This is a genomic window from Chthoniobacterales bacterium, from assembly GCA_036569045.1.
In the GTDB taxonomy this organism is placed as follows: Bacteria; Verrucomicrobiota; Verrucomicrobiia; order Chthoniobacterales; family JAATET01; genus JAATET01.
The window spans coordinates 16863-31102 of the sequence record DATCRI010000032.1; the positions used below are offsets into that span (position 1 = coordinate 16863).

General features: G+C 63.1%; 15 protein-coding genes and 1 tRNA gene. 8 read left to right on the forward strand and 8 right to left on the reverse strand.

All coding sequences use genetic code 11. The annotated features are described in order from the left end of the window. The first annotated feature begins 1 nt into the window (after window position 1). Window positions 2-1732, forward strand: coding sequence for an EAL domain-containing protein (locus VIM61_06625; protein HEY8900067.1), 1731 nt, complete (start codon window positions 2-4; stop codon window positions 1730-1732). Between the two features lie 91 nt (window positions 1733-1823). Here the strand turns inward: VIM61_06625 and VIM61_06630 are convergent, their stop codons facing one another. Both VIM61_06630 and VIM61_06635 read right to left on the reverse strand, forming a co-directional pair. Then, on the reverse strand, window positions 1824-2489 hold the full coding sequence (locus VIM61_06630; GenBank protein HEY8900068.1) for an HAD family hydrolase: 666 nt from the start codon (window positions 2487-2489) through the stop codon (window positions 1824-1826). 88 nt (window positions 2490-2577) lie between these two features. Next, a complete protein-coding gene (locus VIM61_06635) occupies window positions 2578-3486 on the reverse strand; it encodes a diacylglycerol kinase family protein (protein ID HEY8900069.1) in 909 nt (302 codons plus the stop codon). On the opposite strand from VIM61_06635, the gene surE reads away from it, so the two are divergent. Together surE and VIM61_06645 are read left to right on the forward strand one after the other, a co-directional pair. Continuing rightward, window positions 3439-4341, forward strand: a complete 903-nt coding sequence (gene surE / locus VIM61_06640; protein HEY8900070.1) for a 5'/3'-nucleotidase SurE — start codon at window positions 3439-3441, stop codon at window positions 4339-4341. The genes VIM61_06635 and surE overlap by 48 nt on opposite strands. Before the next feature lie 236 nt (window positions 4342-4577). Beyond that, window positions 4578-4730: a hypothetical protein gene (locus VIM61_06645; protein ID HEY8900071.1), complete on the forward strand. Its 153-nt coding sequence runs from the start codon at window positions 4578-4580 to the stop codon at window positions 4728-4730. Window positions 4731-5178: 448 nt separating this feature from the next. Here the strand turns inward: VIM61_06645 and VIM61_06650 are convergent. From VIM61_06650 to VIM61_06665, 4 genes are all read right to left on the reverse strand, one after another. Next, window positions 5179-5251, reverse strand: a tRNA-Ala gene (locus tag VIM61_06650). 145 nt (window positions 5252-5396) lie between these two features. After that, window positions 5397-6221, reverse strand: a complete 825-nt coding sequence (locus VIM61_06655; protein HEY8900072.1) for a TIGR03943 family protein — start codon at window positions 6219-6221, stop codon at window positions 5397-5399. Further along, window positions 6218-7159 carry a permease gene (locus tag VIM61_06660; GenBank protein HEY8900073.1) on the reverse strand — a complete coding sequence of 314 codons (942 nt, stop codon included), beginning with the start codon at window positions 7157-7159 and terminating at the stop codon, window positions 6218-6220. Before VIM61_06660 ends, VIM61_06655 begins: the two co-directional genes overlap by 4 nt. Window positions 7160-7162: 3 nt before the next feature. Continuing rightward, on the reverse strand, window positions 7163-8167 hold the full coding sequence (locus tag VIM61_06665) for a GTP-binding protein (protein ID HEY8900074.1): 1005 nt from the start codon (window positions 8165-8167) through the stop codon (window positions 7163-7165). 171 nt (window positions 8168-8338) lie between these two features. On the opposite strand from VIM61_06665, the gene VIM61_06670 reads away from it, so the two are divergent. Next, the gene (locus VIM61_06670) at window positions 8339-8647 is read left to right on the forward strand and encodes a hypothetical protein (GenBank protein HEY8900075.1); all 309 of its coding nucleotides are present in this window, start codon (window positions 8339-8341) and stop codon (window positions 8645-8647) included. Here the strand turns inward: VIM61_06670 and mntR are convergent. Both mntR and metF read right to left on the reverse strand, forming a co-directional pair. After that, window positions 8639-9085 carry a transcriptional regulator MntR gene (mntR, locus tag VIM61_06675; protein HEY8900076.1) on the reverse strand — a complete coding sequence of 149 codons (447 nt, stop codon included), beginning with the start codon at window positions 9083-9085 and terminating at the stop codon, window positions 8639-8641. The two genes, VIM61_06670 and mntR, sit on opposite strands and share 9 nt — an antisense overlap. 47 nt (window positions 9086-9132) lie before the next feature. Continuing rightward, entirely contained in the window at window positions 9133-10014 is an 882-nt protein-coding gene (metF, locus tag VIM61_06680) for a methylenetetrahydrofolate reductase [NAD(P)H] (protein ID HEY8900077.1), read from the reverse strand. Between the two features lie 116 nt (window positions 10015-10130). Between metF and VIM61_06685 the strand changes: the two genes are divergently transcribed. From VIM61_06685 to VIM61_06700, 4 genes are read left to right on the forward strand one after another with little or no spacing between them, the layout of a single operon-like run. Next, complete coding sequence (locus tag VIM61_06685; protein HEY8900078.1) at window positions 10131-11036, forward strand: zinc ABC transporter substrate-binding protein; 906 nt, start codon at window positions 10131-10133, stop codon at window positions 11034-11036. Continuing rightward, on the forward strand, window positions 11033-11809 hold the full coding sequence (locus tag VIM61_06690; protein HEY8900079.1) for a metal ABC transporter ATP-binding protein: 777 nt from the start codon (window positions 11033-11035) through the stop codon (window positions 11807-11809). The genes VIM61_06685 and VIM61_06690 overlap by 4 nt, the downstream gene beginning before the upstream one ends. Then, window positions 11806-13278 carry a metal ABC transporter permease gene (locus tag VIM61_06695; GenBank protein ID HEY8900080.1) on the forward strand — a complete coding sequence of 491 codons (1473 nt, stop codon included), beginning with the start codon at window positions 11806-11808 and terminating at the stop codon, window positions 13276-13278. The genes VIM61_06690 and VIM61_06695 overlap by 4 nt, the downstream gene beginning before the upstream one ends. Beyond that, window positions 13275-14234 (forward strand): metal ABC transporter permease, encoded by a 960-nt coding sequence (locus tag VIM61_06700; GenBank protein ID HEY8900081.1) that lies wholly within the window; start codon window positions 13275-13277, stop codon window positions 14232-14234. The genes VIM61_06695 and VIM61_06700 overlap by 4 nt, the downstream gene beginning before the upstream one ends. Window positions 14235-14240 lie beyond the last annotated feature (6 nt).

The window sequence follows — 14240 nt, forward strand, 5'->3', positions numbered from 1 at the left end:
AATGAGTAGTTCCCTCCCGATCCCCTCCGCTCTCGACCAGCTTTCGGAGATCGACGTTTTGATTGTCGAAGACGATGCGGTGACCCGGGCTTTGCTCGATCGGCAGATCAAAAAACGCGGCCATCACTCGACGCTTTGCGACAGCGCGGAGATCGCGCTCGCGCGACTGCTCGAGCGCTTCTATCCGATCATCCTGCTCGACGTGCAGCTGCCGGGAATGAGCGGACTCGAGCTCTGCCGGCACCTCCGTGCGCAGACCGACGGCGACCAGTATTACATCCTTGTCGGCACCGGCAACGACAAGCCCGAGGACCTGCGCGACATTCTCGATGCCGGCGCCAGTGACTACGTCGCGAAGCCCTACCACCCCGATTTTCTGAACGTCCGTCTCACGGTTGCCGAGAAACAGGTGAAGGAAATCGCCGCGAGAAAGCGGCTCGAGCGCGAGCTGAAATTCCTCGCCACGCGCGATCCGCTCACGAAGCTATTGAACCGCAGCCAGCTCGAGCCCGCGCTCGCCGCCGCGATCAATGCCTCGATGGAAGGCCGTCCGGCCGCGGTGCTCTACCTCGATCTCGACAATTTCAAGGTCGTCAACGACACGCTCGGCCACGACGCCGGCGATCGTCTCCTGCTCACGCTCTCCTCGCTTATCAAGACCGTCACGCGGCCGCAGGACGAGCTCGTGCGGTTCGGCGGCGACGAGTTCATCATGATTCTCACTGACGCGACCGTGGAGCAGGCCATGGCCGTCGCCGGGCGGTTGCGGGAGAAGTTCGACGAGTTTCGCTTCCTCGATTCCGGAATGAGTTTTCGCGTGGGGGCGTCCATCGGCGTCGCGCCGGTGAATCCCTTGCTCTCGCCCGCGGAGATCCTCGTGGCGGCGGATTCCGCCTGCTACGCGGCGAAGGCGCACGGCCGTAATCGCGTCGAGCTCCACAGCGAAAGCGACAGCGCGATCGCCAAGCTCATCGCCGATACCGACTGGGCCACGCGCATCGGCGAGGCCATGCGGGATGGCAGTCTCGAGCTCTGGTTCCAGCCCGTTGTTTCCGCCGCCACCGGTAAGCTGCTCTATCAGGAGGCGCTGCTGCGTTACATGGCACCGGGGCAGACGATCATCATCAGCCCGGGGGCGTTCCTGAGTTCCGCCCAGCGTTCCGGGCAGGGCGCCAAGCTCGATCGGTTCGTGATCGACGCGGCCTTCAGGATCCTCGCCGCCCACCCCGATCTTGTTCTCGGCGTGAATCTTTCCGCGCCGTCGTTCAACGATCACGAACTCATCCATCACCTCGAGGGGGCGCTCTCCGCGAATCCGGTGAACCCCTCGCAGCTCCTTTTCGAGATCACCGAGACGGAGATCATGTCGAATCTCGACAAGGCTCGAGAGGTCCTCAAGGAGATGAGTCGCATGGGCTTCAAAACGGCCCTCGACGATTTCGGCGCCGGCTTCTCGTCGCTGGCGTATTTGAAGAACCTTCCCGTCGATCACCTCAAGATCGACTGCACGTTCATTCGCGACCTGCCGAACAATCACTTCAACCAGGCCATCCTGCGCGCCATTCGGGAAGTGGCCCGGATTCGGAATATCAAGACCGTAGCGGAGTGCGTAGAGACGCGGGAGCAATACGATCTGCTCGGCGAACTCGGCATCGACTACGCCCAGGGCTTCATCATCGGTCGCCCGCGGGCAACGCCCTACGTCGCGAGCGAAATCGTCATCCCGCAGTAACTGGAGGCGGCGGGATGAAAGCCCCCATCTCCTGCCAAAATGGTGGGGTTCAATCGCGACGCGTGGTCGCTGGTGCAAAAGCGGACGTTGCTCAAGCTTGCTGAAAGATTTGCGCGTAATGAACCAGAAGGTCGTGCGGGTCGTCGAAAATCTCTGCACACCCGCTGCTTCGTAAGGCGTCCTCGGGGAATCCCCCGCAGCGCAGCCCGATGCAGCGAAGGCCCAGCTTCCGGGCGGCGATTGCATCCCACGGCGAATCGCCGATCACGAAAACGTGGTTCAACGACGGATTTCCAAGCTTGTCCATGGCCGCCGCGAAGATGTCGGGGTGGGGCTTGGATTGTCTGACCTCGTCCTTCGAGGTTTCCTCCCGCACAAGATCCGCGATTCCCGCCTTATTCTTGTAAATGTCGAGTTCGTCCGCGGCAGCCGAGGATGCGAGGGCGATCAGGATGCCATCCGTCGTTAGACGTTTGAAGAGGTCGGCAACGGCGGGGAATCCGACGATTCCGTCGAGATAGCTGCTTCGAAAAATCTGCTTTCGCTTTTCCTCGATTTGGTCGCCTTTGGCCTCGATCTCGGATTCGGACAAAAATTCTTTCAGCAACTGATCGCCACCTTTGCCGATCTGCATGCGCACTTCGGGATAGGGAATCTCGTGCCCAGAATCTGCCAGTGCTGCGCGCCATGATTTCGCATGGGCATCGACGGAATCGACGAGAGTCCCATCCACATCGAAAATCACCGCCTTGATCATGAATTTGAGAAAGGTTCTCCGGAGTCTGTTTTCTTCGCACGCTGCGGCCAGGGGCTCTTCAATGCTCCGTCTCCGTTGAAAGCGATCTTCACTGTGGGGGGCGCAGAAAAAACAGGGCCGATGGCTGCACGCTCACGCGAATAAGGCTGGAGGGCGCATGCCGATTCTCATTGGGCCAGAGGTGGTCGTCGAAGTGGAGATATTCATCGCGCGAGCGCAGTTCGAGTTCCCGAAATCGGCGGACGGGGAAGGGAAATGGCTGCTCGTTTCCTTCGGCATGGGCAGTGAGCAGGTCGCAAAAGGTTTCGATTTCGTCAGGGCCGAGGGTGACAAGGTCGAGAAATCCGTCGCCAGGATCGGCGCGCGGGGCGAGTTCCGAGAACGGACCGATGCATTTGGTGTTGAGAGCTTCGACGAGAAAGAAATCGCCACGAATCGGGTTGCCATCGACGCGCAGGTCCCACCCGCGTGACTCGTAGCCGGCGAGGAGTTGAGGCAGAAAAACATAATCGCGATGCAAACCTTGCTCGTCACGCAGGGCTTCCATCCAATCACGATGGCCCGGCGTATCGAGTGCGGAGAGGTAGTCGGCGAAAAGTCCCGCACCGAAGCCTTCCATGAACACGAATTTCCCCCACGGACCGATCGCGATCCCAAGGTCGAAGCCGCACGGGCGATACGAGTCGAGGTTCGCGATGATTTCTGGAACGGGCCGCTCCAGTTCGAGCGAATGGGCGAGATTGTTGGCTGTTCCCAAAGGAAGCACGCCCACGGGGACTTTGCTGCCGGCCATGGCGAGCGCCACTTTGCGCACGGTGCCATCGCCACCCGCTGCGAGCACGAGATCTGTCTCTTGCAAGGAAGGGGGCTTGCGATGGATGGCCTCGAGGTCGCCGTCGATGGCCTCATGCCCCGCCCGACGGAGGCTGGCGAGGATTTCTTCGAGGCGATGATCGGCAACGCCCGCGGTGGGATTGTGAACAAGCGTGATGCGCATGGCTGGAAGCGGATCGTTTCTCACCAGCATGGGACGCTTGTGCCAGGACATCTTCAGGTCGGCCGGATTGACGATTGCGTGCGAATCCTCCTCATGAGCACACGGATTCTGATTGCGAACGACGATGGGATTTACAGCCCTGGCATTGCCGCGCTGGCGAGGATTGCCTCCGGCTTCGGCACGGTGCGGATCGTCGCGCCGGACGTCGAGCAGTCCTCGATGGGCCACGCCATCACGGCGTCGCGGCCACTTCGCTACCGGCGCACACCGATCGGCGAGTTCGACGCGTATCGAGTGAATGGCACTCCGGCCGACTGCGTGGCACTTGGGCTCCACAATTGGGAAAAAGTCGATCTCGTGCTGTCGGGGATCAACCTTGGCTCGAATCTTGGCCATTCGTGCTGGCATTCCGGCACGCTGGCGGCCGCGAAACAGGCCGCCCTTTTCGGATCTCGCGGGGTTGCGCTCAGCACTCCGGCCACCGAAGACGAACCGGACTTCGAGCGCCTGACTCCCTACGTGGAGAAAGTGCTGGAAACACTTCTTGGAGAGCGGGACCTGCCTCTCGTGAACGTCAATTTCCCCGCCGACCCAAAGGGCATTCGATGGACGAGACAGGCCGTGCAGCAATACGATGGCGAGATTTTTCCCGCTTCGGATCCTTACGGGCGTAGCGTGTATTGGTTCACGGTGAAACCGCTGACAAATCCTGAGAAAGGCACCGATCGTTGGGCGGTCGACAATGGCTGGGTCTCGATGACCCCGCTACGGCTTGACCTCACGGATGAGCCGGCTCTGGCGCGAATGGGTGCGAAGGTCGACGAGTCGGATCAGGCCATCCTGGTTCCAGCCTGATCCCTGTGACGGGCGCGAGCGTATTCGAGGCGTGGCGATATGGCGAACCGGTCCATCGGCTCGGGATGACAAGTGGGTTGCCGTTGTTGATCGTTTATCTGAGCTGGGGGTGCGACATCGGGATTCTTTTCATTCTTACGAGAATCTGGCGAGCCGATCCGACGAATTGCCCTGACGTCGGAATCGGGGAAACTCCCGGCCTCTTCGAGCCTGCGTGAGCGCGATCTCCTTCCGGTATGAGCGCGATCAAGTCGATGTTTGAAAATTCAGTCACGCCCCGCTCGAACAAGGTGAAGGCGATCGAATATCTCACGGCGCGGCGTCGTTGCGGGGATGCCAGCGAAGATCTTTTGCGGGAGTCCGCGGAGCTCGAGGAACCGCGCGCGTAGGGGAAAAATTGAAAGATGCAAACGGCCCCTATTGTTCTCATTCCCCCGACGCACGAGCTATCGACGCCGAGCTTCCACGTGCAGGAAGTGTGGTTCGATCCGTTCCTGAAGTTTCTGAACACTCGTGGCGTGCACGTCACCGAAGAGCCGGGAAATCTGGGGTGTCTCGGACCCCATGGCGTTCAATTGCGAGAGATTCGCGTGGAAGCGGGCACGCCGATGCCTCGTCTGGAGACCGTCCTTCGGGATTTTCTGACGGAGCCTCACGCCCTGGGAACAACAGGCGCTCGGGCGAATTCCTGAAAAATCGTGGCTTGCGCGATGGCGTCCGCTTCTTCGGTTTTTGCCGCCGACACTATGGCCGATCAAAAGTTTGCCTAGAAAACTGCCGGAGGCGGCACGTTCGAAGGTCAGGCCGGCCAACTGGCCGAGAAACGGGCATGAAATCTGGAGAGTAGGGGGATCGAACCCCTGACCTCGTCATTGCGAACGACGCGCTCTACCAACTGAGCTAACTCCCCGAAGAGGACGGCGAACTTATCGCCGGAGATTTCGAGATTCAAGGGGATTTCGTCCTTCGCGAGGCGACTCGGGCGGATGGCGTTTCGGGCACGAGCCGAAAAATATGCCGCGGAGCAGCTTCCAGACAGGATCGGGACCGCCAAATTAGTAGAGGTAGGTATCCTCGGGTGGGTCGGTCTTTTCGATCGAGGCCTCGTCAATGAGCGGCATTCGCTGGCCGCTGATGACGGGGAAGGTCGCGCGCCCGCGAATTTTCACCCACGTCATTTCGGCGAGCTTCGATTTCTCGCGAGGCTGGATCGAGACGGCCAGGGGTTGGGCGTCGGCCGCGCAGCACGTCATGAACATCCGGATGACATCGAAGCGATCTCCGTGGGGGTTGTTCGACTTCGCGGGCATGAGCTGGCCAATGACCTCGACGGGCTTGCCCTCGAGCTGGCTCCGCACATCGGGGAGCTGTGCCGCGTAAAGAAAATCGACGACCTGCGCCTGGAGATCGCCGGCGGCGTTTTTCGGGAATTCGGGCGGCTGGTCCGCGGGCGAAGCGGTGTCGCCGGGGCCGGTGGTGGATCCATCGTCGGGAAGCGCCGGGTCGGCTGCCGTCGGCGGGAGGGCGGCGGGGAGCTGGGCGATGTCCTGCACGTAGGTGCGGTTCGCAACCGTGCTGGCGCCGAAGCTATCCTGCGAATTTGCGAAGGCGAAGAGCAGCGGGCCCACGAGCACGAGCGCCAGCAGCACGCCGTGGACGGACGATCGGGGGGCGCTGGCGCCGCAGGAGGCGTCGAGATTGGGCGCGAGGAGGGTGAGCAGGGCGAAGGCGACGAGCACGCACCCCGCGGCGAGGGCGAAGGGTTGGAAGGTTGGGTGCAGGTAGGCGGTGATGCGACCGGTGAAATAGAAGGCGCAAAGAACGGCCCCCCAGACGATGAGAACGCCGGAGGTCAGGAGGCGGTGGGCGATCGAGTTCATGGCATGGTGAAGTTGGGGCCGAAGATCACTTGCAGGCGGATGCAGACGAGACCGACCAGAACGAACAGGCCGACAACGAGGCCGACGACGAAGCGTTTCCGGAAGACCGAGGAGTAGATGAAAATGAGCTTGAGGTCGACCATGGGCCCGAAGACGAGGAAGGCCAGTTTGGATACGGTGGGGAACATGGCGAACGTCGCGGCGATAAAGGCGTCCGTCGTGCTGCACAGGCAGAGCGCGGCGGCGAGCGCCATCAACGACCCGGTGGCGAGCCAGTCGTTCGTCGCCAGCGGCAGGATGATCTCCTGATTGACCGATGTGTTGAAGAGGGCTGCGGCGGCGGCGCCGAGCACGAAATAGACGGTCATGTTGAGGAAGTCGCCGACGCAGACCGAGAGCGCGCCCCACAATTTTTGCCCGAACCCGATCGCGGAGCTGCCGCCGCTAAGCCCTTGCGGATGCGCGATGTCGGCGATCACCTGCGGCCGCAGCACGTGGCGCAACGGAAGATTGTGCACGGCCATGCCAATGACAACGGCGATGACGTAGCCGATCCCGAGGCGCAGCAGGGTGATGTCCAGTGGCGCCTGCCCCTTGAATGCCGCGTAGGTGCTGAGCGCGACGATGGGATTCACGATCGGTGCTGCGAGCATGTAGGTGATCGCGTTTGCGGGAGGCAGTCCCTTGGCCATGAGACGCCGGATGATCGGCACGACGCCGCATTCGCACATGGGAAAGATGATGCCGAGAAGTCCGCTGACGAGCGCGCCCGCGTAGGCATTGCGCGGCAGCAGGCGCGTCATCAATCGCGCAGGCAGAAACTGGTCGATCACCCCGGAGATCATCGTGCCGAGCAGCAGGAACGGCACCCCCTCGAGCAGAATGCTCAGAAAGGCGTAGCTGAAATCGGGAAGGCTGAAGCGAAACGCGCCGGTCATGCCCTACGCGGAAACGAGCCCGAAGATCTGCGTGGCGCGGGTCTGGAGCGACGCCGCATCCATGCCAGCGCCGATCAGAACCATCAATGGGTGCTCGAGCCGGGAGTTCGCTCCAATGGGCAGCCATTGCACGGGGCCGGATTCCACGCGCTGGAAGACATGGTATTCTTCGGGAAACTCCCGCAGACGGGCGAGGCCTTTCACCCGGATGACTTCGGGCGGGAGCTCGGTCAGAAAAAGTGCGACGGCGCCCCGGGGAACGATGCCCGGCAGGTCGATCTGCAGCGACGCGAAGTGATGGACGTCATCGTGCGAATGGGCGTGCGCCGCGTGGTCGTGATGGTCGTGATGGTCGTGATGGTCGTGATGGTGGCCGCAATCGCAATCGGCATCGTGGGCCACCCGGCTGCGACCCGGGAGATCGCGCACAATGGCCGCGATGCCGGTGACCTTGAGGGCGAACTCGGACGGAGTGGCGTGAACGGCCCGAACTTCGTGATCCGCAAGCGAGGCCACGACGGCGGCGAGGCGCCTGGCGTCGATTTCTTCGCGGCGCGAGATGAAGACGAAGCCCGCGGTGCGGGTCTGCGCGAGTTCCAGCGCATTGTGCCAGAATCGTTTTTGCCAGCGCTTGCCGTCGATGACGGAGAGCTGGATCGGCTGCGTGAATCGCTCGAGCGCGGGCTCCAGGGCGAGGAGCTCGATGAGTTCCTCGGCGTCGGTGGTGCCGTTGGTTTCAACGACGAGCACGCGACCGGACGCGGCCTCGAATTTTTCCAGAGCGCCGAGCAATTCCTCGCGCGACCCGCAGCAGACGCAGCTGCCGCTGATGGGGACGATCGAGTTGGTCAGCTCGCGCAGCAGCTCTGCGTCGACGCGGGCGTTCTGGTAGTCGTTGATGATGACGTGGGGATCGAGTCCCTGCGCGCGGAGTTCGGGCAGGAGCTGGCGGAGATAAGTGGTCTTGCCCGCGCCGAGAAAGCCGACGAGCAGGATGAGCGGAGTCATGGATGAAAAATGGAAATGTGGAGGCGCGCCGATCTTCGGCGGGCGAGGAATTGGGATGGAAGCGTCCGGATCGGACGACTGTGGCTGCGATGGGACCTATCCAACCGGGGGAGCACGTTCCCGGCCACAATGCGGAATCGCGCCTTCGAGGCGGCATTCCTTCGCGAAAAAATGAAGTTCGGCGCCGACGGCTGCCGGGGGAGTGGGCGAAACTGCGAGGATGCCGGGCTCGTCGATCTGTCCCGCAAGAATGGCGGTGATTGCGCAGGCATGATCGGCACAATTCGCATCGTCGTGCGCCCAATGATGCAACCGGGGGCTCGCGGCCATCGCCACGGCGAGCAGGTGCCCGACGATGAGCGCGAGAGCGCAGGCTCGTTTCAGCGATGTGCAGGCACCCGGCATTCTTGCTCTTCGCTCGGCTACCGGGAGCGATTTGTCAAACCGCCTCTTGTCGCAATTTGCGACGAGTCATCGTGAGGGCTGGCGAATCCCGGCGTCCTTGGCCAGGGCGGCGCGGAGTTTCGCGGGAAAACGCTTCCAGTGGTCGACGAGGCGCTCGAGCTTTTCGAGGGTCTCGGGGCTCACGTGGTGCTCGATGCCCTCGACGTCGCGGGAGACGACGGCGCGGTCGAGATCGAGCATCCCGAGGAATTCCGTGAGGAGGACGTGGCGCGTGCGGATGCGTCGCGCCACATCGGCGCCGAGGTCGGTGAGGGTGAGTCCGCGATATTTTTCGTAGGCGATGTAACCGTCGCGGCTGAGCCGTTGCACCATGATGGAGACGGTCGGCCGGGTGATCCCCAGGAGTTCGGCGATGTCCGACACGCGGGCATAGCCTTTCGTTTCGATCAGTTCGTAGATGCGTTCGAGGTAGTCCTCCGCGTTGACGGTGAGGGGCTTCGCGGGAGTGGGCACGAGGCAGATTTAAGCAGCGAACCGCCCCGTGGCGCAACGGCGAAGGGCTAGACGAGGTGGCCGCTTTCGCGAAGGGCGGTGACGATCTCGGCGGCGGCGGTGCTGCGGTTCAGCGCATAAAGGTGAAGACCCGGGGCGCCGGCTTCGAGCAAGTCGCGACAAAATTCGATGGTGAAGGCGATGCCGCGCTTGCGCATTTCGACCCGATCTTCAGAGACCGGCTCCAGTCGCTCACGGAGGGATTCGGGCACGGAAGCGCCGCAGATTTTGCAAAAGCGCACGACGGCCTGCCAGTCGGTGATCGGCAGAACGCCGGGAAGGATACGGGGGACGCGACCGAGCGAGGCCGTAAGGTGATCGCGCAGCTCCACGTAGAGCCGCGGCTCGAAAAAACACTGGGTGATCGCGGCGCAGGCGCCCTTTTCGAATTTGCGGCGAAGATTCTCCCAGTCGGCCTCGCGAGAGACGGCGTCGGGGTGTTTCTCGGGAAAGGCGGCGCAGAGCACGGCGAAGCGGCCATCCTCGCGAATGAGGTCGATGAGGTCGCTTGCGTATTCGCAGCCGCCGTCGGTCGGCGTGAAGCGGACCTGGCCCTTGGGCGGGTCTCCGCGCAGCGCGAGGAGGTTCTCGATGCCGTGCGCGGCGTATTCGTCGAACAGGCCCCGCAGCTCCGCCTTGGTGGCATTCACGCAGGTGAGATGGGCCATCGCCGGCACCGCGGCGCTGCGCGAAATGTGCTCGATCACTTCGCGGGTCTTCTCGCGGGTGCTGCCGCCAGCGCCGTAGGTCACCGAGACAAAATCGGGGCCAAGGGGCATGAGCTGCTCGATCGTGTCCTCCAGGGTGTGCCAGCCGCGCTCGTTGCGCGGTGGGAAGAATTCGAAGGAAAGGGTGCGCGCTTTTTGCGCAAGCAGGTCGTCGAGTCGCATGGTGGGGCGCCATTATCCGCAGCGAGGTCCTTCGCGCAAGTCGCCGCGTGCGGCCCTTGGGACAGATGTTACAAAAAAAGTTTGACGAATCTATTTCAGCGGATAAATCCCGGCCTATGAAAACGGGGTTTGCAACGGTCATTGCGGGAGTTTTTCTGGTGCTTCCTTTCTGGGGAGCGGAAGGAAAGATCAAGGCGACGGCGACGACGGGAATGGTCGGGGATCTGGTGGGGCAGGTGGGGGGAGACCGGGTGGAGGTGACGACGCTCATGGGCCCGGGAGTCGATCCGCACCTTTACAAGGCCACCGCCGGCGACGCCGGGAGGTTGTCGAGATCGGACGTGATTTTCTATTCGGGACTGATGCTCGAGGGGCGGATGGCCGACCTGTTCACCCAGCTCGGCCGGGCCGGTCGCAAGGTTTATGCGATCACCGAGTCCGTGCCGAAGGACCGGCTGCTGGAGCCCGAGCAATTCGCCGGTCATTATGATCCGCATCTTTGGTTCGATGTCGCGCTTTGGGCCCAGACGGTGCCGACGATTGTCACGGCGTTGAGCGAGGTCGATCCCGAAGGAAGGTCGGAATACGAGAAGCGCGGGGCGGAGCTCCAGGCCCGCCTGGCGCAGCTCGATCAATGGTGTCGCGAGACCGCCGCGCAGCTACCCGAGGAGAAGCGCATCCTGGTGACCAGCCACGACGCCTATAATTATTTCGGCCGGGCCTACGGTTTCAAGGTCGTGGGTTTGCAGGGCGTCTCGACCGTTTCCGAGGCGGCGCTCGCCGACATGGCGGGGTTGGTGGACTTCATCCGCCAGCAAAAGGTGAAGGCGATCTTCGTGGAGTCGAGCGTGAACCCCGCGGCGATCAAGCGCGTGGCGGACGATGCGAACATTTCCATCGGCGGCGAGCTGTATTCGGATGCGATCGGCGCGCCGAATGAAATGAAGGGCGGCTTCGACACCGGGACCTACGATGGCGTGGTGCGCTACAATCTGACCACGATCGTTGATGCCCTGAAATGAACGCGACAAACGACATCTCCACGCCGCTCGAGGTGCACGACCTCACGGTGGCCTACCATCGCAAGCCCGTGCTCTACGGCATCGACCTCGCGGTGCCGGCGGGACAGTTGATCGGAATCGTCGGGCCGAACGGCGCGGGCAAGTCGACGCTCATCAAGGCGATCATGGGCCTGCTGCCGACTTCGAGCGGGTGGATCAAGGTTTTCGACCGCCCCTATCGCGAGAGTTGTCATCGCGTGGGTTATGTGCCGCAGCGCGAATCGGTGGACTGGGATTTTCCGGTGAGCGTGATGGATGTCGTGCTCATGGGCCGCTACGGGCGTTTGCGGCTCGGGCAGCGGCCGGCGAAATCGGATCGTGAAGTCGCGCGTGAGTGCCTGGAGAAGGTCAAGATGCTGCCGTTCGCCAATCGCCAGATCGGGAATCTCTCCGGCGGCCAGCAGCAGCGCGTCTTCCTTGCCCGGGCGCTGGCCCAGGAGAGCGACCTTTATCTCATGGACGAGCCCTTTGTCGGGGTGGACGCGGCGACGGAGGCGGCGATCATCACGCTGCTGCGCGAGTTGAAGTCGCGGGGGAAGACGCTGCTCGTCGTTCATCACGATCTCGCCAGCGCGCGCGAGTATTTCGACATGCTCATCCTGCTGAACATGCGGCTCGTGGCCTTCGGGCCGACGAACGAAGTTTTCACGCCGGAGAATTTGCAGACGACCTACGGAGGAAGGCTGACCATCCTCTCCGATGTGGTGCAGGCGCTGGGGGCGCAGCGCGAATGAAGGTGCGTCGGGGTATTTTTCTGCTCGGCCTGCTGGCCGTCCTCCTCCTCGCGCCCGAGGCCGCTCATGCCGCGCGCATCAACGAGCTGACCGAATCCACGATGGGCGAGCGGGCGGTGCGGTTTTTCACGTTTCAGGATCCGTCCCTTCGCAACGCCCTGGCCGGCTCGATGCTGCTCGGCATCTGCTGCGGGTTGATGGGGGCCTTTCTGGTCGTGCGGAAGCTCGCGCTGATGGGGGATGCCCTGTCGCACGCCGTGCTGCCGGGCGTGGCGCTGGGGTTTTTGTGGAACATGACGAAGGACCCGGTGGCGATCTTCATCGGTGCGACCGTCGTGGGGTTGCTCGGCGCGGGGACGGTGCAATTGATCCGCAGCACGACGAAACACAAGGAGGACGCGGCCCTCGGCTTCGTGCTGGCGTCGTTTTTCGCGGTGGGCATCTGCCTGTTCACGATGATCCAGAATCTGCCGGGCGGAAACAAAAGCGGCCTCGACAAGTTCATGTTCGGACAGGCGGCGTCTCTGAGCGGCGGCGACGTGATGCTCCTCGCGGTGGTCACAATTCTGTCGCTCGGCGTAATCGTCGTTTTCTACAAGGAATACCTGCTCACGAGCTTCGATGCCGGGTTTGCGCGGGCCATCGGGCTGCCGGTGAAGATTTTTCACTACAGCCTGATGCTGATGCTGGCCTTCGCGATCGTCTCCTCGCTCCAGGCGGTCGGCGTGGTGCTGGTGTCGGCCATGTTGGTGATCCCGGCGGCGGCGGCGTTCCTGTTGACGGACCGACTGGGCATGATGCTGCTGCTTTCTGCAATCTTCGGGCTGTGCTCGGGCGGCGCCGGCGCGTTCTTTTCGTTTGTCGGGCGCAATCTTCCCACCGGGCCCTTCATGGTGCTGGCGGCCGCGGGACTTTTCGCCGGCGCACTGTTTTTCGGCCCGCGCCACGGCATCGCCTCGCGCTGGTGGCGGCAATGGTCGCGCTCGGCCCGCATCCAGCGCGAGAATGCGCTCAAGGCCATCTATCACGAACTCGAAAGCGGGGACTTCGTCACCGAGCATGTCGCTCTGCAGGCTCTCGCCGAGCGCCGGCGCGAGACGCTGGAGGAAGTTCGACGGCAGGTCGCGAAGCTGGGCGCGCACCGGCAGGCCTCGCTCTCGGCCGATGGCGAGACCGTCTCGCTCACGCCCGAGGGCTGGCAGCGCGCCTGTGAGATCGTCCGCAACCACCGGCTTTGGGAGCTCTATCTCACGAACGAAGCCCAGGTCGCCTCGGACCACGTGCATGAAGACGCGGAGATCATCGAGCATGTGCTCGGCGAGGCGAGCGTGCTGCAACTCGAGAAACGATTGAACTACGCGCGCCGCGACCCGCACGGGAAACTGATTCCCGGCTTGAACGACATCCGCCGGGGCCACGCCGCGGTGACGGGCACCCGCGCGACCGGCTTCGGCTCCTCCGCCTCATGAACAGCCTCTTTCCACCCTTCGACTGGCATCGCGTCGTCGTGCAGCCCTGGAGTGAGGACTTCGCGCTCAATATCTGGATCGTCGTGATGGGATTCCTCGTCGCGGCGGCCTGCGGCCTTGTCGGCAATTACCTGCTGCTGCGGCGCATGGCGCTCGTCGGCGACGCGATCAGCCACAGCATCCTGCCCGGCCTGGTGGTGGCATTCCTCATTTTCAGGGAGGCTTCAACCTGGGCGATGTTCGGCGGGGCGCTGGCGGCAGGCATGGTGACCGTCGCGCTGATCGAGTTCATCCACAAGCAGTCGCGAGTGAAGCCCGACGCGGCGATCTGCATCGCCTTCACGGTGCTGTTCGCGATCGGCGTCGTGATGATGAGCGCGCTCGAGTCACGTGGTTCGTTTCATATCGATGCGGACTGCGTGCTGTATGGCGAGATCGCATTTGTCTCGCTCGAACCGCCCGTGGTGTGGAACGGCTGGGAGCTGGGCCCCCCGTCGGTGCTGCGAATGGCGGGGCTTTTCGTCGCGGCGGTGGCGGCCATTCTGGTCTTCTACAAGGAGCTGCTGGTCACTTCTTTCGATCCGGGGCTCGCGAAGTCGCTCGGGATGCGGGCCGGCGTGTGGCATTACGGCCTGATGGCGGCGCTGGCGCTCGTCGTGGTGGGAGCGTTCGAGTCGGTGGGCGCGATCCTGGCGGTGGCGATGTTGATCGTGCCGCCCATGTTCGCCGCGCAACTGGCGGGGCGCCTGCCCGGCCGGCTGCTCCTGACCGTGGCCCATGCGGCGCTCTCCACGTTGCTCGGACTACACCTTTCGGTCTGGCTGAATTGCTCCGCCGCCGGCGCGATGGTCGTCGCTGGGAGCCTGCTCTTCGTCGCGGCCTGGATCGGCACTGCCGTGCGCGCGAAACTCGTGCGCATCGAGGCCGCTGCGCCGCAAATCAAACATGCATTCTGACAACTC